The sequence below is a fragment of the Acaryochloris sp. 'Moss Beach' genome (assembly GCF_021497025.1).
GTDB classification, from domain to species: domain Bacteria; phylum Cyanobacteriota; class Cyanobacteriia; order Thermosynechococcales; family Thermosynechococcaceae; genus Acaryochloris; species Acaryochloris marina_A.
Window position 1 is genome coordinate 3,650,537 of sequence record NZ_CP071717.1, and the last position, 19,667, is coordinate 3,670,203.

Here is a 19,667-nt window from a genome sequence, read left to right on the forward strand (position 1 = left end):
CCCCTGCGAACTTAGGATACCCTCCCCTAACATACAATTTGCCAATCTATGAATTGTTTTGTTCTAGGGAAAGGATCAATTCCTTAGGAGTAAAAAGACTTACTCTATGCATGCAAAGAAGAGCTGCCCTTTTGGGAACTATTGACTTGGGAAGAACTGTGTTCCCTTGTATAGTTGAGCATGTCTTTTGCTGAGAGTGTTGGCTTAAATCTTGAAGTTAGCTAATCTTGAGGGGAAGTTAAGCTTAATGCTTGAAAAACCCTATTGGGTCAAAAGCGAAGCTTTTGTACTAAATAGGAGTTGAATGAAGTTCAATCGATCGCTAAATTTAGAAAGCTGAACTTTGGATATTGACTGGGCTCAGATGCAAGTAGAAATTGAGGGTGATAAGTGTGCTGTATCTCGCTGAAGTGCACAAGAAGACTGGCTTTATGGGTGCCAAAACAGAGCTGAAGCTTTTAGCCCAAAAGCAATCTGAGCATAACTGGAGTCCCATCTCTGGCGAAGAACTGCTCCAAGCAGATGCTGCGAATGACTACAACGCGGGCGTCCTTGTCTTGGTTGAGATGGATGGCAATCAGCAGCTTAAAAGTATTCAAGATGCCACAAGACAGCTAGTTGGCATCTTAAAAAGCTTTTCTCGCATGCGTGAGAAATTCAAAACCCAGGAAGAAGAGATTGAAGGGTGGAAGCAATCCTTAATCTACCAAAGTCAAGAACTCACTCGGCGTGAAGTGGATATGGAAGCCCGAGCTGAGGAAATACAAGAATGGGATGCTGAATCTCAAAAAATCGAGCAACAACGCCAAGAATTTGAAGCTACTCGCACCCAAATCCTGCAGCTAAAAGAGCAGATGGAGCTAGATCGCCAGCAGTTAGAGGAAGGCTGGGGACGGTTGCAGAATGCTCAAAATGAGGCACAGGCAGGACTGTCTGATGAACAAGTACGGCAGATAGAGCAATTGTTGGAGCAATTGGATCAATCTCTTGCTAATGGGACATCCAATCCGGATCATGTTTTAGCGAGTATCAATCAACATCCCCAGATACAGGAAGCTTGGCAAACCCTTGATCAGGATCGCTCTCATGCTCAACAACAACAAGCGACGCTTGATCAACAACAGTCTGAGTTGCAATCTGTCTGGCAGGAATGGCAGCAAACCGAAGATTCTTTGGCACAAACCAAATTAGAACTCAAGGTGCAAGAGCAGTCGTTCACCTTGAAAGAAGAACAGAAAAGTTGGTTAAGCGAACAGCTACAAGTCCAAAGCAATCTCTATGAGAATCTCACTCAGATGCAGGGGGCTGCTGGTGAGCAGGCTGATGTCCAAAGGCTCCGGGATATGCCGTTAGAGGAGCTGGAAACCACGGTAGAGAAGCTCAATACAGAATTGGTTAAACTTTCTAGTTTTGTTAATGATCAGGAAGAAGAACTGAAATACCAACAAGAAGCGATTGATGAGTTGGAAGCAAAAATTCAAAATGCCAGCGAGTATGATCAATTAAGCTTGACCGGTGAGGTGGAGGATGAGCGACAGCATTTCCGTTTACTGGATGAGACCTTAGAAGGTCAGCGCAAAACCCTGAAAGAGCGTGAAGCCATTCTCTATTTTCATCAAGACATTTTGTATCAGCGGAAGCGATCGCAACAGAACAAATTTCATCAATCAGCTACGTTAGATCTTGCACCTATCGTAGAATTAGCAAAAGCTGAGCAGGAAAAGCAACAGCAATCGCTAGAGAGATTAAACCATGAACTCAGTGACCTAGAGGCTTCTCTGCAAGTCACTCGAAATACAATAGAGACGACGTCTACAGAACAAGACAATAAGCGCAATGCTTTGAAACAACAAGAACACGAGCTAGAAAACCAAAAAACGGCCTTGGCCGAGTTGTGGGGGAAAGTCAAAACTTCTGAGAGCTTATTACAACCGATTCAAGATGTTGTAGAGAGCCTAAAGGGTCAAGCAGGAGCAGAAGGGCAGCAAGACAACCCAGTATTCTCCACCTTAAATGAACTGAAGCAAGTTTTTATGGCCATTGGTCAAGGTAGCTAGAGTGGCTGCTAATGCTGTTGTACGGCTCCTAATCCGTCGTCTAGGCAAATTCTCTAAATACTTAAGGTGACTGCAACAACTCATCTAGTTTCGCCCGAACGGCCTGGATATCTTGCCACATTAACCACTTGGGTCTGCCAGGTTCAGGGGAGGGATTTCTAAGGAGGTAGGCAGGATGCAAGATGGGCATGCACAAATAGTCTTGCCATGGTAACCATTGCCCACGGATTTTGGTAATGCCCCGTTTATCTCCTGTAAGCCCCCGGACTGCAGTTGCGCCTGTCAGCAAGATGATCTTGGGATTCACTAGGCGAATCTGCTCTAGTAGATAGGGTTTACAAGCGGCTGACTCATCTGGCGTTGGGGTTCGATTGTCTGGCGGTCGGCATTTAACAATATTGCAAATATAAACATCTTGTTGCGAGTCGAGTTTGACTGAGGCCAAGATTTTGTCTAATAATTGCCCAGCTCGGCCCACAAAAGGTAATCCAGTTTCATCTTCATGTTGACCAGGTCCTTCTCCAATGATCAGAATGGGCGCTTGTGGATTACCCCGACTCACCACGACATGGGTACGGCTGGGTGCCAAATCACACCGTTGGCACTGTTGACAATGAGTCGTTAATTCTGGCAGGTTTTGATAAAACCCTTTGGGGATAGGAACCTGTGGACTAGTAGAGATTTCTTCATGGGTCACAGTCACCGTTTCTGATTTGGTTTCGGCACCCTGCCAATCAAATAAACTGATTTGTTCTCCGTCAGGCATGAAACCTCTCAATATTAGGGGCGATATCTCTGCAAAAAATGGGGAGACTTGGGACTGTGATTAAGGCATGGGTGGGGTGGATGACCCCACACTATTTTAAATCTAATAACCCCGTCTCTTTTAACTTAGGGTTAAACCGCAGAGGCTCTTGTACGCCACGCTGGTTGAGGATCTCCATGATTTCAGCTTCTAGGCGACGGGCCGCATTTTTCAGGACTTTGAGTTGGCTGCGCTCGTCTAGGGCCGGGTCTTGATGTTGGGCCTGTTCTTCATCGGTCATGGCAGCTTTGACATCAATTGCCTGTTCCCACTTGCTTTGATCGGCTTGGTTACCAGGTACTGGTGCACCATTGCCCTGAATCCACGTACTCCGTATCTCTTCCAGTAGGGTCCGATTCGGGCGGTCAATCGATTGGACTTTCAGCCAATAGCATAAACGAGGTTGACGGATTAAATGTTGTTTGAGACTGAGAAAGGTATCCCGTGAATACCCCACATATTGGAGGGTTTTATCTTCCCCAAAGATGGCATAGACACCGATTTTGCCTGAAAATTGTTGGGGAAGCATCCCGTCGGCATCAAGATAAGGGATCGCTTCCAGGTCGGCGAGAGGGGTAACAAGATTCTCTACAGACATAACCAAATTTCGATAAGACTCACTCCATCAATGGGGGGATATCCTGCCAAACTCAGGGAAGTCTCCCAGTTCTGGAGCCATCCCTAGTATGCAGTACTATCCGTCCCTAACGGTAAAAAGATTGTCAAGACTTCACCTTGCTGTTGATTTTGACGGACGGTGAGTTTTCCACCCAAAATTTCGAAGAGTTGTTTGGTGACGGGTAAGCTCAAGCTCAAGTTGCCGGTTTCGGGTTGCAGCATTAATAAATCACCAATAGCTTTGAGCATGGGCAAATCAGCCCCTGAGCCTGGATTTGTCATGGTTTGATCAGAGCGCAGCTCTAGTTTGAGCTGATCGCCTGCTAAGGCAATTTGCAACTGCATTTGACTGCCTATTGGCAAACGATGACTGAGTTGTTCTATTAAGCCCGTTAGAACCTGCTCCAACATGTTGGGATCACTAATTGCGATCGCAGGCAGTTGCGCCGGCATGTCCAACTCAAAAGAGAGACTGCGCCGATCGGCCTGTTTTTGCCAGCGAGGGACATTCGTTGTTAAAACCTCCTGGACCGAAATAGACATGAGCTGAACCGTAGGCGTTGTCTCCGCAGTGGTAAGCTCCATCGCCCTAAAAATTAAGCTGAAGCGATCAATTTGCTCATGACATTCCCGCCGGATCGATTCTAATCGTTTCAAGACTTCTGCCGGTAAATCGGAGCGTTTCAGCAGTAGCTGTGTAAAGGTTTGAATGGTGGCCAGAGGCGTCCGCACTTCATGGGCTAATGCTTTTAATAAGTCGACTTCTGGGCATTTGTGATCCGGAGACACCTGACGCTTATCTGATTGTTCGGTAGCCTTCATCTCAGATAAGTGAGAAGAGCGTTGCGGCGAGAGTTCAGGCAAGAGCGTCGAGACTTGCCGATAATTTTGCAGCAGTTGACGACTAAATTGCAGCGGAATTCGATAGTGGGGCTCAACAACTGGCCATTGTTGCAAGAGGCCATCAAACTCTGCCAATTGATGGGGACGCGTGAGTTGGATACGCGATCGCACACTCTGCAGCACCTGCTGTACTGTTTCTGGGATAAAGGAGAATTGGAAGCATGATCCCTGATCAGTCGTAGAATCCAAAGTTGCGACCCAACAAAAGGAAGCCGTCAGCACTAAGCAAAATCGCTCTGCTAATTGAGGATCTGCAGGGAGTAATGGGATAGTCTGAGCAGACTGAGGGGGCACTTCAGAATGCGTTCGATCACAGGGGGGTAATTGTAATGCAGTGCCATTCGTTGGAATTAAAGCCCAGATATGGAAATTTGCAAATAAGCCTAAATCACTCAAAAGGGGAGTTGGCCCCGTTAAGATCAAGCCTCGCATCCTGGCAGGAACGGTCTGATGGGTACTAGATTGGCTGATGTTTTTTTCTTGAGTTGCCAGCAACATCGATAAGAGCGTGCCAATCGCAGCATGCCATTCAGTTTCTCCCTGATTGGATTGAGGTTCAGACCACCAATCCAATGCCGGTTCACTCTCCCTGAATCCCTCGCTAATTGTTGGCAAAACCCACGCGTTCACCCTTAGAATTGCCTCCCATATCAGCTCACTGGCTGAGATATTTCTAACGCTTCTTTGAAGATAGCGATTCTACCCCCACTCCCCCAGGTGTAGAACCGAACGTTTTTGGCGAAATGCCCCTGCTCTTTTGTTTCGAATTTTACTGGAATTATGACCTCCCTTCACTGCAACAACCTGAGGCCATCAATAGCGTTAAGATAGTTAAACCTAATCCCCTATGATTGGATTAGAGCCGCGATATTAAGGTGCATCCATGCCTCCCTTTGCTGGAATTTTCATCATGATCGGTATTCTAGGGCTGCTGATTGCTGTCCATGAATTGGGTCACTTCCTTGCTGCGAGACTGCAAGGAATCCATGTAAACCGCTTTTCTATTGGCTTTGGTCCGATTTTATGGAAATACCAGGGTGAGCAAACCGAGTATGCCTTGCGGAGTATTCCCCTTGGCGGTTATGTCGGATTCCCAGATGAAGATCCCGAGAGTTCTATCCCCCTGACCGATCCAGACTTGATGCGCAATCGGCCTGTTTTGGATCGGGCCATTGTCATCAGTGCTGGGGTCATTGCCAACATGATTTTGGCCTATGTGTTGCTGGTTGCAGAAGTTGGCATCGTCGGCGTTCCCGGTGGTGTTCAGTACCAACCAGGGGTGTTGATTGCTCAAGTGGCAACGGATGTGAGTTCCGCTGCTGCTAATGCAGGTATCCAATCGAGAGATATCGTCCTTGCGGTTGATGGACAGACCCTAGGCCAAGCAGAGGCCGCTCGGGATTCCCTGATGAAATCCATCCAAAATAATGAGGGCCAGCCCATTCAACTGCATATTAAACGGCAAGATCAAGAGATAGATATCAACATTATTCCTGAACGAACGGACGAGGGCCTAGCTCGCATTGGAGTTCAGCTCGCTCCTAATGGCCGTCTAGTGCGCCGTCCTATCCAACATGTAGGCGAATTATTTGGTACTGCAGCCCAAGAGTTTCAGAAAATAGTGGGCTTTATGGCTCATACCCTCGGCGAACTGGTGGGCAATTTTAGAGAGTCTGCCAGCCAAGTTGCGGGTCCTGTGGGTATTGTTGCCATTGGTGCCGATATGGCTCGTACCGATATGAGCAGCCTATTTCAATTTGCAGCGGTCATCAGCGTTAACTTGGCCTTTATCAATATCCTGCCTCTACCGGCTTTAGATGGGGGGCAATTGGCTTTCTTACTGCTGGAAGGGGTTCGAGGTAAACCGTTACCCAATAAGATTCAAGAAGGCGTTATGCAGGTTAGCCTTTTCCTCTTGCTAGGGCTTGGGGTGTTTATGATTGTGCTGGATACCGCCAAACTGATGACTTAGGCTATGCCTCGCAATTCTGCTAAAAAAATAAAGGCATTAGAATTACTCGATCGCCTCAAACAACTCTATCCGGATGCCACCTGTAGTTTGACCTATGAAACACCGGTTCAACTACTGGTAGCTACGATTCTGTCGGCTCAGTGTACGGATGAGCGGGTGAATCAGGTTACCCCAGCACTCTTTGATGCCTACCCAGATGCCCCTGCCTTCGCCGAAGCGGATCGGGAAGCATTAGAAGCGCTGATTCGCTCAACGGGGTTTTACCGCAACAAAGCCAAGCATATCCAAGGGGCTTGCCAGAAGATTGTCAGGGATTTTGATGGCCAAGTGCCGAATCAAATGGATCTATTGCTGACCCTGCCAGGGGTTGCCCGTAAAACTGCTAATGTCGTCTTAGCCCATGGTTATGGCATCAATATGGGGGTAACCGTAGATACCCATGTCAAGCGCTTAAGCAATCGCTTGGGGCTGACCCGCCATCAAGATCCCGTCAAAATTGAGCAGGATTTGATGAAGCTTTTACCTCAAGAAGACTGGGAAAACTGGTCGATTCGTCTGATTTATCATGGTCGGGCCGTTTGTAATGCGCGGAAACCCACTTGCGATCGCTGTTCCTTTACCGATCTCTGTCCGTCTGCAGGTAAGGTCACCCCAGCCCGTTCCTCCAAAAAGTAATTGAAATCTTTCGGCAAAAAGGACAAGATTCGTTAAGATAGAAAATACTGTTTAAATTTTTGATTGGACATCCCACAACTTCATGGCTAAAAAAGGCATGGTTGAGCGAGAGAAAAAGCGACAAAAGCTAGTCGCTAAATACGCTCACAAGCGCCAAGCGCTACTCGAACAAATTTCTCAAGCTGCCTCTCAGCAAGAGCGGATGGATTTGCACCGTCAGCTTCAACGTCTACCTCGGAATAGCGCGCCAACCCGCTTGCGCAATCGTTGCTGGGTAACTGGACGCTCTCGGGGCTACTATCGAGATTTCGGCTTATCTCGACATGTATTGCGAGAAATGGCCCACGAAGGTTTATTGCCAGGCGTTACCAAGTCCAGCTGGTAAAAAGCAACGCGCTACCCAGCGTTTCATTGGTAACGATTAAGCAACAGCTTCTCTGAAGTTAATAAGAGAAGCTGCTTTCGCTTGTCTAAATTTAGGATGATAGATGGCAGGCAATACCGTCTAGTCTGACTAAAGAACTCTAACGATTATGATTGTCCGCAGCAGGTATCAATGCCTAAACTATTGAGTAGCAAGTCGCTCACCGCATTGGCAACTGCAAATTCGCTATAAAAGCTTTTAGAGAAATCAAATCCTTGCATTTCAGTCAAAATCGCGATTAGCAAGGAGCCCAAATCATTTTCGCCTTCCATCCGCTGTCGTAAGTAAACAGAGGCAGCTCGCTCGGCGATTTTATTGTTAACGACTTCAGGCAAGAACTCCCGATCGAGCCATGCATGCAGTGCTTGCCGTAACCATTGGGCTTCTTGTTCGGGACTGCTACAAGGCGGTAGGGTTACAGCTGGGATAGGCTCAATCATGATGGTTGACTAATTGCTTCTTGTATTTAATATAAGCAATTTTTCCCACTATGAAGCAGAAGTGTGCAAATGGGAGCGACCATTTTGAACGACGCGGGTCATATGTCCTAATCGATCCTCTAATTCTTTGAGAACCTGCTCTGTATATCGATCAGCTTCCATTTGAATTTGCTCACATTCAGCGTGGGCCGCGTGGCGCATGGCCTCAATCTCTTGTTGAGTTTGGCGTCTAACCCGCTCTACTTCTGAAATATTACGCTGGCGCATGGTCTCAATTTCCCCTTGCACTTGCTTACGCAAATGTTGAGCTTCCATTTCAGCCTGCTGAATAATCGTGAGTTCATCCGCAATTTGGGCGGCGCGCTGTTCGGCTGACTGGATCAGTTCTTCTGCATATTGGTTAGCCCGATTGATAATATCTTCTTTATTTTGCAAGATATTTTCTGCGGATCGAATCGTATCCGGGATACTTCTCTCTACGGCTAATAGCTGTGACAAGAGTTGTTCTTCATCCACCACCGTACGACGAGTCAACGGCATTTTTAAGCCGTCCAGGACAATAATTTCTTCTAATCGCTGCAGCTGCTGCTGCAACTCTAATCCTTGAGATTGATGAGCCGCTAGTCCGTGGGTGGTGTAATCGGTGCTGTTGGCGGTGGTATCGACACTGAAGGCGGAGTCTTGGTGAAGCATTCTTCTAACTCAATGGCAACGTTTTCAGGAACAAGATGAGAAACTGATCCACCAAACTTAGCAATCTCTTTGACTAAGCTACTGCTGAGAAAACTATATTCGTTGGAGGTGGCCAGAAACACGGTTTCGATATGGGGAGATAAGGTGTGGTTGGTATGAGCCATTTGCAGCTCATACTCGAAATCGGATAACGCTCTCAGACCCCGCAATAACACCTGAGCTTTCCGCTTCTGCGTATAAGTCACTGTTAGTGTATCAAATGTGTCAAGCTCTAAATTGGTAAGGTGCTGGGTACAGGTTTGAATTTGCTGAAGGCGTTGTTGAACCGAAAACAAAGGTGCTTTGTTGGGATTGCGAGCTACGGCAACAATGACTGATCCAAACAAGTTGCATCCTCGCTCAATAATGTCGAGATGCCCTAAAGTAATGGGGTCAAAACTGCCAGGATAGACTGCAATCATATTTTGGGTGTTTGGTTGAGGCGATTATAGTCTAATCTCTCCAACTTTGAGATCCTAAAAACAAAAAAGATGCTAATGTTTTTTTTCATTTGCTTCTGATTAATCTAGAGACTTGTGGGTCTCTAGTCCTTGCTATTCTCTCTCCGTATTCTTTGAGTCTATTTTTTTAGTTAGAAAGCTTCTGGATCATGCCCCTGCAAATTTACAACACCCTGAGTCGAACCAAAGAGCCATTTACAACCCTCGAATCTGGCAAAGTGCAATTCTATTGCTGTGGTGTGACAGTCTATGACTATTGCCATTTGGGCCATGCTCGGTCTTACATTGTCTGGGATATTGTTCGGCGCTATCTACAGTGGCGGGGATATGACGTTACCTATGTCCAGAACTACACCGATATTGACGACAAAATTCTCAAGCGGGCGGCGCAAACAGATCAAGATTGGCAGGTTGTCACCCAAACTTTTATTCAAGCTTATGAAGAGGATATGGCTCGCCTCAATATCTTGGCAGCAGATGCTTATCCCAAGGCCACTGAATCGATACCGGCGATCGTTGACCTGATCCAAGAACTCGAAACCAAGGGGGTGGCTTATGCTGCTCAAGGAGATGTCTATTTTGCTGTCGAAAAGTTTCCAGGTTATGGCCAACTCTCTGGACGACTGCTAGATCAGATGGAAGCGGGGGCCAGCGGACGAGTTGAACAACCCAAGCAAGCTGAACAAAAGAAACGTCATCCCCTTGATTTCGCTCTGTGGAAAGCGGTTAAGCCTGGAGAGCCTAGTTGGGATTCTCCCTGGGGAGCGGGGCGTCCAGGATGGCATATTGAATGCTCGGCCATGGTGAATCAATGTTTGGGCACTGAAATTGACATTCATGCCGGTGGCTCAGATTTGGTCTTCCCCCACCATGAGAATGAGATTGCCCAATCGGAAGCAGCCCTGACGTCCCGACTGGCCCGCTACTGGATGCATAACGGGTTTGTGAATGTCGGGGGGGAAAAGATGTCTAAGTCCCTGGGGAACTTCACGACCATTCGTCAGCTCTTGGACACCCCCTTGCCTATTTTGTCGGGGCAAACCCTCAATCCGATGGCTTTAAGACTGTTTGTCTTGCAGGCCCAGTATCGCAAACCGATAGATTTTACGGATGATGCGATCGCAGCCGCGCAGCAAAGTTGGCAAACTCTAAAAGAAGGACTGCTCTTTGGCTATGACTATGGAGCTCAGTTGCAGTGGTCAGACTATAACGATCCAGATTTTGGCAATCCCGCTAATATGCGGATGCCAGATCCCAGCGTTGCAGTACAGCGGTTTCAATTAGCCATGGATGACGACTTTAATTCACCGAGTGGATTAGTCGTCTTATTCGAACTCGCCAAGGATTTGCGCAAAGCCGGCAATATTCTCAGCCATCAAGGAGAAACGTCTACCACGAGTGATCAGCTCAGGGAGCAGTGGCAAACCTTAGTCTGTTTATCCCAGGTATTAGGGCTAGAGGCTCAGCCTGACTCAGATGCAGACCCTTCAGGCCTTGAGGGTGGCCTTAGTGAGCAAGCCATCGAAGCCTTGATTGAGGAACGAAAAGCGGCTCGCCTAGCCAAGAATTATGCAGAAAGCGATCGTATTCGGGATCAGCTTAAAGCAGAGGGCATTACCTTGATCGATCAGGCCGGCGGGGTCACTCGGTGGCTGCGGGAATAGGTCCTTATCTCTTGGGCTTAGTGCTAATGATGGTGCGGTGGCGTGGATCGCTTGCCGTGGTGACGGTCTGTTTAAAGCCAGCTGCTTCTAACGCAGACTCCACATCAAAGGTGTAGTAGTCATCACTCCAGGGCTCTGTGCTTTTCATCAACGTGAACAGTGCAGGCGGTAAATTTTGGATCACGGGGGATTTGGGGTCGTTGTCTATGAGTGCTAGGCATCCCCCGGGTCGCAGAATTCGCAGCGCCTCTGCAAAAATTTGCTGGGTAATCTCCCGAGGCAGTTCGTGAATCACAAATTGGAGGGTCACTAGATCTAGCGCGGCATCGGGCAGACCCGTCTCTTCGGCTTTGCCATGGTGCCAATTGATCTCTTGGTTCACATCTCGCTTGTGGGCGATGGCTAGCATATAGGGGGAGAGATCAAGGCCAGTGGTGTGTACCGCATGAGCTTGAGTGGACTGGTAGTAGTGATGGAGGGCAAAAGATGAAATTCCCACGGAACAGCCGACATCTAAAATATCAGTCACTTGGGCGGGACCATGGTCGGCCAGTACTTGGTGAAAACTAGACCGTAACCGTTCTTGGGCCAGCTCCCAAGTCAGATCCTCTTGAGGCCAAACCCGTAATGCCATGGCATAGGTTGCTGATTCGGCTTCAAAGGCAGCGGGCCAGCATAAATTACCTTGTTCATAGGCATGAAAAGGGACTTGATAATAGTCGGGATAGACCAGATTCGGATTGTTCGTCCGATCAAAGAACTCTTGGGTATGTGAGGCTGCTAAAGCTTGGTAGTTTTGGCGCCAAGGCACCCCATTTTTCTCGGCAGTCTTAATGAGAACTTGTCTGGCTTGCCGTTTCATCACGGCATAAATTGGCTTGGTTTGAATCAGGAGATTGACCAATTTTGAGAGCCAATCTTCTCCGGCCCAGTCCGGCTTAAGCTTAAGAGTCATATCAAGAAGTGCAGAGGGCTTGGAATCTCATTGTAAAAGGGGAGCGTCCCCTCTTTATCAGATACCAGGGATAAAGTGCTGATTTGACGGGGCTGAGGTGACGTTAATGTATGAATATCACTGATATTTTTTTTTAAAACGAAAAAAATGATTTTTTTTGACGATGATCTGGGAATGCTCTGTATTAGCGTGTCCCCAATGTGAATGATTCAACACTCCCAAAATTATGAGGTTAGAATCATTCTTGTAAGCTTTAAGAAATTGACCTGATGACATTTTGGCACTGTCCTTATTTTCCGATTTTCATCTAGAAAATTTGGAAAATCCGCCACTGCTGTTAAGTCCGGTATTATCACGATTAGTGAAAAATCGTAAAATCAGGCATATATAGAAGAATATAAGCGTAAAATCGCTTATAGATTCTCGTAGTTCGCGACCGTCTTGCCTTGACTATCCCCATTTCATAAATTCTCGTTTTCTCACTGTTACTGATGCCTGCCAGAACGCTTGTGCAAGATACCACTCAGCTCGGCGTGAATGTGATTCCAGGAGATATCACATCACCTACGCTTAGAGAAACTCGAAGTCATCCTCCACAAACCGGACAGTCTGGTTCTAGTTCGCCCGCGACAAGAGTCAGTCGCGCTCATCATCTATTGGTGATCAAAACAGGTGACCATCAGCAAACCGTTGTATTAGAAGCTGCAACCTATTCGATTGGACGCCATCCCGCCAATTCCATTGTGTTGAATATGGGCACCGTCTCCCGCCAACATGCGCTACTGCTACGAATTCATGAACCGAAAACGGGAAATCATTTCTTTCGAGTGATTGATGGCAATATTCAGGGTCGGCGTAGCCGTAATGGTCTATGGATCAATGGGAAGCGCCGATTTTCCCATGATCTCAAGGATCAAGAAATCATCTCTTTCGGGGAGGATATTCAAGCCACTTATCACCTAGTAACGGGTTTTCCAGATGAGTATGAACTAGATGATTTACTCGCGATCAATTCTTCGGAATCTCCTACTCCTTCGTCTTCGAATACTCAGACCTTTTTCCCCTCTGATACAGAATTACGAAATTTAGGAGAAGCTGCTCTCGTTCGCCTCTCGTCGTTCCCTGAGTTAATGCCTCATCCCATCATTGAAACGGATTTTAGTGGCAGCATCACGTATATCAATCCGGCGGCGGTGGCTCAATTCCCCGATATTTTAGAGTCCAACCAGCATCCGCTGTTGCAAGGTTTCTTAGCTGAAGTCAAGAAAGCGCAAAATACCTACTTTGTTCGGGAAGTACATGTTTGCGATCGCGTCTTCGAACAATCCATTCACTGCATGCCGGAAAGTCAGGTCATTCGCAGTTATCTGGTCGATATTACCCAGCGCAAACGGGCCGAGCAAGTCCTCCGGGAAAGCGAAGAACGCTATGCTGCTGCGGCTCGGGGGGCCAATGATGGTCTCTGGGATTGGCACTTGCGATCCAATCGGGTGTATTTTTCGCCCCGCTGGAAATCGATGATTGGCTATGAAGAAGATGAAATTAGCGATCGCTGTGAAGAATGGCTTGATCGGCTTCACCCCAGCGATCGCGATCGTCTGAAGCAAGAATTATCGATGCACCTGAATGGTGAAACCAATCACTTTCAAAGTGAATTTCGCTTGCGTCATAAAAATGGGGAGTATCGCTGGTTTCGCAGCCGGGGGATGGCCTTGCGCGATGCCGAACAACAGCCCTACCGCATTGCTGGTTCCCAGACGGACATCACCGAATATCACTTGGCCCGGGAACAACTGGTCCATGATGCCCTCCATGATGCCTTAACCGGCTTACCCAACCGGGTGTTATTCATGGATCGTCTCACCCAGGCCATTAAGCAATATCAGCGCCATCCTGACGATCAGTTTGCCATCTTGTTTTTGGACTTAGATCGGTTCAAAATCATTAACGATAGTCTGGGTCATATGATTGGCGATCGGCTACTAATCGAAGTTGGTAACCGGCTGCAGTCTTGTCTGAGAGACCAAGATACCGTTGCTCGCATCGGCGGCGATGAATTCGTGATTTTGTTGAACACCATCCAGAATATGGATCAGGTTCTCCAGACGGCTGAACGAATTCAGCAACAGTTAAAGCAGGCTTTTGCCATTGAAGGCCATGAAATTTTTACGGGCACCAGTATTGGGATTGCCCTGATCAGCCCCGAATACCAACATGCGGAAGAGCTGCTGCGAGATGCCGATACCGCCATGTACCGGGCCAAAAACCTAGGTAAAAATAGGTATGAAATCTTTAGTAGCAGCATGCGATCGCAAGTGCTAGCCCTCTCTCAACTTGAGAATGATCTGCGGCGAGCGATTGATCGGCAAGAGTTTCAACTGTTCTATCAGCCGATTGTATCTTTAGGCACCCACAGCCTGGTGGGGTTAGAAGCCTTGGTGCGTTGGCATCATCCAGAACGCGGCTTGATCTTGCCTTCGGAATTTGTGCCGATGGCGGAAGAAGCAGGTCTGATTATTCCGTTGGGCTGGTGGGTACTGGCCCAAGCCTGCCGTCAAATGCAGCTATGGCAACAGCATTACAGCTTGGCCCAAGATCTACAGCTCAATGTTAATATTTCGAGTCGGCAATTTTCTCAACCCAACTTTGTCAACGATATTCATGCTGTTTTAGAAGACACGAATTTACCGTGCCATCGCCTTAAGCTGGAGATTACCGAAGGGGTACTGATGGATCATGCTTCAGATGTGGCCGATAAGCTAGATGCCATTAAGACATTAGGTATCAAGTTGGGGATTGATGACTTTGGCACTGGCTATTCTTCCTTAAACTATCTGAATGCGTTCCCAGTGGATACCCTCAAAATTGATCGCTCCTTTGTGGAGCGGATGAATTCCGAAGAAGGGTTTGAGATTGTCAAAACCATTGTCAACCTCGCTCACAATCTCCATATGGACGTGGTGGCGGAAGGGGTCGAGCTAGAGGAGCAAGCCGAGGAACTCACCCAAATGAAGTGTGAATATGCCCAAGGCTATTTATTCTCAGAACCCACAGATACAGCGGGGATGGAGAAATTTCTCCTCAACTATTGCAATTAGCGATCACTTTTGCAGGGATTGCAAATAAGACTGGGGGTCATGGGCTACCCAACCCAAGCTGGACCGATAACGCACTTCGAACCTGAGCGCGGTCTGGGGGGCAGAGGCCACCTCACCCAGCAAATGACCGGGCTGTACCGGTTGTCCCACCTTGACCTGCAAATCTGTGAGTCGACCATAGCGAGTTTGTCGACCTTGGGCATGGCGAATAAACACCACTTGGCCAGCAGACCCTCGTTCCCCGGCAAAAACGACCGTACCTGAGCTGACGGCATAGACAGGGGTACCAGACGTTGCCTGCAAATCGACCCCGCTGTAGAACTGCATTTTGCGGGTCTCTGGATTAACCCGCCAGCCATAGGTTCCCACCACCGATGCAGGCTGCGGTAACGGATAGCGATCTCGTCCCGTTACCGATCGAGGAGATTGGAAGGTGTTGCCCACAGACTGGAGCGGGGCAATCCCTGTGGGGCGGGAGTTCACCCTTGGAGACCAGGTGATACCCGGCACAAACGCGACCTTAGGTGAGGTCTGACAACCATTCACTTCAAACAAGACCTCTGGGCTGATGCGGTAGGCTTTCGCTACGGCTTGCAAGGTTTGGCCAGCCGGAATAGCGACCAAAATGCCGTTATAGGGCGGCACCACTAAGTTCATGCCTGCCCTGGCTCGTCCTTGCCTTAGTTTAGGATTCATGCCCTTGAGGGTTGCAGTGGACAGGCCATATTGCTGGGCGATGCTGGCCAAGGTTTCGCCCGACTTTACTGAATGTCGCACTAACCGAGATAGGACAGACGCAGGACATAGTCGGGAGGGGGCCGACTGGGCATGGGCCATCAGGTGACCGCCCGCCACGCTGCCTAAGGTCCAAGGTATGATTGCAAACAGATGGCGAAAGTTGAATTTGGCCATAATACCCAATTGCTCCCAGGTTAGAGTGGAGTAAAGAATCACGATAACGCTGAATGCGCCCTAGTTTTACGATAATGCAGCGATCCCTCAAACATCTAGTTTTTTCTCTTTTAGTTGGAAGTGCGCTGCTCCAGACCGGCTGTCAAAGTTGGTTTAATCGAGGGTCTGATACCGCTGAGAGCCCACAAAGTACCCCCGAAATTCCAGTCACTGAAATTGCCAATCGCTCCCAGATTAGCTCTAATTTGATCGTCAAAATGGTGGATCAAGTCGGTCCTTCTGTGGTGCGTATTAATGCGGCCCGGAGTTCAAAAGGATCACTCGGCCTATTTGAGCGCTCTGATCGCTCCCTAGAGCAGGGCACGGGGTCAGGATTTATCTTTGATGAAAAAGGATTGGTTTTAACCAATGCCCATGTCGTTGAAGATGCCGATGAGGTGACGGTGGTGCTCAAGGACGGACAGCAGTTTCCTGGCACCGTGGAAGGGGCTGATCCCCTCACCGATATTGCCGTGATTAAGATAGAGGCCAAGGAGTCTTTGCCTGCCCTTGAACTCGGGGATTCAGATACGTTACAACCCGGAGATTGGGCGATTGCCATTGGTAATCCCTTGGGGCTGAACAACACGGTAACCATGGGAATTATTAGCGCCACAGATCGGTCTAGCTCTCAACTAGGAGCCCCAGACCAGCGGGTTAACTTTATCCAAACGGATGCTGCGATTAATCCTGGGAATTCTGGAGGACCGTTGCTTAACCTCAAGGGTGAGGTGATTGGGATTAATACGGCGATTATCCGCGAGTCTCAAGAGTCGGGGGTAACGGCTCAGGGACTTGGATTTGCCATTCCTGTCAAAATTGCCGCCCGTATTAGCAAGCAATTATTAAACGAGGGAAAAGTGGCCCATCCCTACTTGGGGATTCGGATGGTGAGTCTTTCGGAAGAGACAAAAACATTGCTGAAAGATGAGATAGACTTACCCCTCCAACAAGATAAAGGGGTACTGGTGGTGGATGTATTGTCTGATTCCCCCGCTTCAGCGGCACAGTTAAAGGCTGGTGATGTGATTGTCCAAATTGGTAAAACCCCAATTGACAATACGGAGCAACTTCAGCAGCTCTTACAGTCTGTGACTCCCGGCGATCAGTTGGCATTAACCATCATGCGCAAAAATAAGAAACAGCAAGCCCAGCTGACAGTGGGAACCCTCAACCCTCAAACCTTTTCTCGACGATCTTAAGCACTGAGGCGATGGATTTATTTGAACAGCATCGTCAACAGCTTTTAGAAACGGAAGCGCCTCTAGCCGCGCGTTTACGTCCCCGTACCTTAGATGAGTTTGTAGGCCAAGATGAGATTGTCGGCCCAGGACGTCTATTGCGGCGGGCCATTCAGGCCGATCAACTCTCCTCACTGATTTTCTATGGTCCCCCTGGCACGGGCAAAACGACCCTAGCTCAGATTATTGCTAACACCACTCAAGCTCATTTTCTAGCCCTGAATGCGGTCTTAGCGGGCATCAAAGATATTCGTTCCTCTGTGGATGAAGCCCAGGACCGACGAGGCCAATATGGTCAACGCACGATTCTATTTGTGGATGAGGTGCATCGGTTTAATAAAGCCCAACAGGATGCATTGCTGCCCTGGGTGGAGAATGGCACGGTGATTTTAATCGGAGCAACCACCGAAAACCCCTATTTTGAGGTCAACAAAGCCCTAGTTAGTCGGTCACGGATTTTTCAGTTGCGATCGCTGATGCCAGACGACCTGCGCCAGGTGGTAGAGCGGGCCTTGCAAGATAAATACTTCGGCTATGGCGATACGGCTATTGAGCTTGAGGGTGCCGCGACCGATCACCTGATTAATGTGGCGAATGGCGATGCGAGAGCGTTGCTGAATGCGTTAGAACTGGCCATTGAAACCACAGAGCCAGACGGCAATGGCGTTATTCCCATCACCTTGGCTGTCGCAGAAGCCTCTATCCAGCGGCGGGCTGTTCTCTATGACAAGGAGGGCGATGCCCATTTTGATACGATCAGCGCTTTTATCAAAAGCTTGCGGGGGTCTGACCCGGATGCGGCACTCTATTGGTTAGCCCGCATGGTTTATGCCGGAGAAGATCCCCGCTTTATCTTTCGACGGATGATCATTTTAGCCAGTGAGGATGTCGGTCTGGCGGACCCACAGGCTGTCGCTGTGGTGATGGCCTGTGCTCAATCCTTTGATCGAATTGGGTTGCCAGAGGGGCAATATCCTTTGGCCCAAGCAGCTCTTTATTTATCGACCGCTCCCAAGTCCAATAGTGCTTTGGCCTATTTTGATGCCCTGGCCTCGGTAGAGAAAGAACGGGAAGGGGACGTGCCCAATGCCCTCAGGGATAAGAGTCGTGACCAACATTCTTTTGGTCATGGCGCTAACTATAAATATCCCCATGCTTATCGCGATCACTGGGTCGCTCAACAATATTTACCAGACAGTCTCCAAGGACAGGTGTTTTACCAACCCTCCGATCAAGGGGCTGAAGCTGCGATTCAAACTCAAATTGCTCGTCAGCGGGAAGCTCAACTCTCGGGAATTTCAGATACCAGTTCCCAAGAGACGGTTAGCTATGGTCCAAAAGACTCGAAGCGGGAACGGTGGTTACAGCGCACCATGAGTCAGACTGGCGATCATGCGGCTTGGGTGCGCGATCGCATTTTCAGTTTCACTCAAATTCAGCGCCATCATGTGGTTCTGGAGGTCTGCAGCCAAACGGGGCTACTCACCTGGGAAGCGTTACGGCAGACCCCGGAAGGCAGTGTCTATACCCATGTTCCCTCAGATAAAGTCGCTCAGACTCTGGAAGCTCAGGTGAAAGCCCTGTCAGCCTTGCAACGACCTATCTTTTTAGCAGGACGGAGTGCTGACCTCAAAACTCTGATTCATGACCATACTCCCGATCTACAGTTTGATTGGATTTTAGGTCGGAATACTTTTGCTAATCAGATGAATCAAACGGATCGGTCTGTCGCTGAAAACCTTGTCCAGCAGCTTCTCAGTCTTTTGAGGCCAAAGGGTCAGATGATTCTAGCGGAAACGATTCCCAAATATGGGCAACGAATTTGTGATTTGGTGAAGGCCGATGATGTTGGTAAGGCGTTATATCAGCGTTGGCAAACGGCTGAAGCTGCCTTATATCAAGGTGATACGGGCGATACGCAACTCACCTGGGATGAATCTGATCTACAAGCTGCGTTTGCTGATCAACCGATCACGATAGATCTAGAGCAGACTCATATGAGTCTATATGTCACTCCTAAGTTAATCGAACGGTGGTTTGCCGTGGGTGGTGATCGTCCTTCCTATGGGAAGCGTCTAGGGCAGCACTGTTCCGCGAAAGATGTCAAACAGATTCAAGCGCTGTTGTCTCAAAAGTTATTACACAAAACCATTCAATGGCAAACCACGATTGCGTTTATTCATTGCCAATGTCTTAAATAAACCAAGTCTTACCAACCACACCTAAATTATCTGACTCCTTCACCACTACTCATAACAGAGGCATTAGCAGCTTCTTCCCACGATTGATCCCAAATCCATTCTTTCCAGGCAAAGTGGTGGGCAATCAGTTCAACATAACCGTCACGGCCATCAACTACATAATGCTGAAAGTTTTCTCGGAATAATGGAGCTAGTGCAGAAAGCCATTCTGACTGTTTGGCCACATAGAAGCCTGAATCAGGACAGTTACCAGTTCTTTGCCACCTAATATCATAATCTTCCAGGTCATTCCTAAAAGTTTGCTCAATAGTGTAGCCAATCGATTCTATGCCGACTGAATCGTCATTTTGACCAACGCGAGCGTAGTAGCACTGACTAAATGTGATCATAATTCTTCGTGGACTACGGCTAAGATCCTCATTCAATCCGTTCCCTCCAAATTCTACGCGGCATTCTGGCTCAACAGGTGT

The 19,667-nt window shown here is 48.2% G+C and carries 17 protein-coding genes; 8 read left to right on the forward strand and 9 right to left on the reverse strand.

The features are described 5' to 3' along the window. Positions 1 to 392: 392 nt before the first annotated feature. Entirely contained in the window at positions 393 to 2,057 is a 1,665-nt protein-coding gene (gene hmpF / locus HRE53_RS17220; protein ID WP_235107319.1) for a pilus motility taxis protein HmpF, read from the forward strand. Between the two features lie 61 nt (positions 2,058 to 2,118). Here the strand turns inward: hmpF and HRE53_RS17225 are convergent, their stop codons facing one another. The 3 genes from HRE53_RS17225 to HRE53_RS17235 all read right to left on the reverse strand — a co-directional run bounded on the left by HRE53_RS17225 (position 2,119) and on the right by HRE53_RS17235 (position 5,013). Then, on the reverse strand, positions 2,119 to 2,823 hold the full coding sequence (locus tag HRE53_RS17225) for a uracil-DNA glycosylase family protein (protein WP_235107320.1): 705 nt from the start codon (positions 2,821 to 2,823) through the stop codon (positions 2,119 to 2,121). 91 nt (positions 2,824 to 2,914) lie between these two features. Next, positions 2,915 to 3,460, reverse strand: a complete 546-nt coding sequence (locus HRE53_RS17230; protein ID WP_235107321.1) for a GIY-YIG nuclease family protein — start codon at positions 3,458 to 3,460, stop codon at positions 2,915 to 2,917. Between the two features lie 83 nt (positions 3,461 to 3,543). Next, complete coding sequence (locus HRE53_RS17235) at positions 3,544 to 5,013, reverse strand: sensor histidine kinase KdpD (protein WP_235107322.1); 1,470 nt, start codon at positions 5,011 to 5,013, stop codon at positions 3,544 to 3,546. 253 nt (positions 5,014 to 5,266) lie between these two features. On the opposite strand from HRE53_RS17235, the gene rseP reads away from it, so the two are divergent. The 3 genes from rseP (at position 5,267) to rpsN (ending at position 7,415) form a co-directional block, all read left to right on the forward strand. Then, positions 5,267 to 6,355 carry an RIP metalloprotease RseP gene (gene rseP / locus HRE53_RS17240; RefSeq protein ID WP_212664531.1) on the forward strand — a complete coding sequence of 363 codons (1,089 nt, stop codon included), beginning with the start codon at positions 5,267 to 5,269 and terminating at the stop codon, positions 6,353 to 6,355. A gap of 3 nt (positions 6,356 to 6,358) precedes the next feature. After that, on the forward strand, positions 6,359 to 7,030 hold the full coding sequence (gene nth / locus HRE53_RS17245) for an endonuclease III (RefSeq protein ID WP_212664532.1): 672 nt from the start codon (positions 6,359 to 6,361) through the stop codon (positions 7,028 to 7,030). Positions 7,031 to 7,112: 82 nt separating this feature from the next. Further along, the gene (rpsN, locus tag HRE53_RS17250; RefSeq protein ID WP_212664533.1) at positions 7,113 to 7,415 is read left to right on the forward strand and encodes a 30S ribosomal protein S14; all 303 of its coding nucleotides are present in this window, start codon (positions 7,113 to 7,115) and stop codon (positions 7,413 to 7,415) included. Positions 7,416 to 7,561: 146 nt separating this feature from the next. On the opposite strand, the gene HRE53_RS17255 is transcribed toward rpsN, so the two are convergent. Genes HRE53_RS17255 through coaD form a run of 3 tightly spaced genes read right to left on the reverse strand, consistent with a single transcriptional unit; the run spans position 7,562 to position 9,048 of the window. Continuing rightward, on the reverse strand, positions 7,562 to 7,894 hold the full coding sequence (locus HRE53_RS17255; RefSeq protein ID WP_212664534.1) for a hypothetical protein: 333 nt from the start codon (positions 7,892 to 7,894) through the stop codon (positions 7,562 to 7,564). Positions 7,895 to 7,942: 48 nt separating this feature from the next. Continuing rightward, positions 7,943 to 8,587 (reverse strand): hypothetical protein, encoded by a 645-nt coding sequence (locus HRE53_RS17260; protein WP_235107323.1) that lies wholly within the window; start codon positions 8,585 to 8,587, stop codon positions 7,943 to 7,945. Continuing rightward, a complete protein-coding gene (coaD, locus tag HRE53_RS17265) occupies positions 8,515 to 9,048 on the reverse strand; it encodes a pantetheine-phosphate adenylyltransferase (RefSeq protein WP_235107324.1) in 534 nt (177 codons plus the stop codon). Before coaD ends, HRE53_RS17260 begins: the two co-directional genes overlap by 73 nt. A 188-nt stretch (positions 9,049 to 9,236) precedes the next feature. Here coaD and cysS point away from each other — a divergent pair, with 188 nt between their 5' ends. After that, a complete protein-coding gene (gene cysS, locus HRE53_RS17270) occupies positions 9,237 to 10,751 on the forward strand; it encodes a cysteine--tRNA ligase (RefSeq protein ID WP_235107325.1) in 1,515 nt (504 codons plus the stop codon). Positions 10,752 to 10,755: 4 nt separating this feature from the next. Here the strand turns inward: cysS and HRE53_RS17275 are convergent, their stop codons facing one another. Next, complete coding sequence (locus HRE53_RS17275) at positions 10,756 to 11,706, reverse strand: class I SAM-dependent methyltransferase (protein WP_235107326.1); 951 nt, start codon at positions 11,704 to 11,706, stop codon at positions 10,756 to 10,758. Between the two features lie 491 nt (positions 11,707 to 12,197). On the opposite strand from HRE53_RS17275, the gene HRE53_RS17280 reads away from it, so the two are divergent. Further along, positions 12,198 to 14,804, forward strand: coding sequence for an EAL domain-containing protein (locus HRE53_RS17280; protein WP_235107327.1), 2,607 nt, complete (start codon positions 12,198 to 12,200; stop codon positions 14,802 to 14,804). A gap of 3 nt (positions 14,805 to 14,807) precedes the next feature. Here HRE53_RS17280 and HRE53_RS17285 read toward each other — a convergent pair whose 3' ends face one another. After that, positions 14,808 to 15,716 carry a M23 family metallopeptidase gene (locus HRE53_RS17285; RefSeq protein ID WP_235107328.1) on the reverse strand — a complete coding sequence of 303 codons (909 nt, stop codon included), beginning with the start codon at positions 15,714 to 15,716 and terminating at the stop codon, positions 14,808 to 14,810. A gap of 53 nt (positions 15,717 to 15,769) precedes the next feature. On the opposite strand from HRE53_RS17285, the gene HRE53_RS17290 reads away from it, so the two are divergent. Both HRE53_RS17290 and HRE53_RS17295 read left to right on the forward strand, forming a co-directional pair. Continuing rightward, complete coding sequence (locus HRE53_RS17290) at positions 15,770 to 16,957, forward strand: trypsin-like peptidase domain-containing protein (protein WP_235107329.1); 1,188 nt, start codon at positions 15,770 to 15,772, stop codon at positions 16,955 to 16,957. An 11-nt stretch (positions 16,958 to 16,968) separates the two neighbouring features. After that, a complete protein-coding gene (locus HRE53_RS17295; protein ID WP_235107330.1) occupies positions 16,969 to 19,197 on the forward strand; it encodes an AAA family ATPase in 2,229 nt (742 codons plus the stop codon). Between the two features lie 26 nt (positions 19,198 to 19,223). Here the strand turns inward: HRE53_RS17295 and HRE53_RS17300 are convergent, their stop codons facing one another. After that, a complete protein-coding gene (locus HRE53_RS17300) occupies positions 19,224 to 19,586 on the reverse strand; it encodes a hypothetical protein (RefSeq protein WP_235107331.1) in 363 nt (120 codons plus the stop codon). Between the last annotated feature and the right edge of the window lie 81 nt (positions 19,587 to 19,667).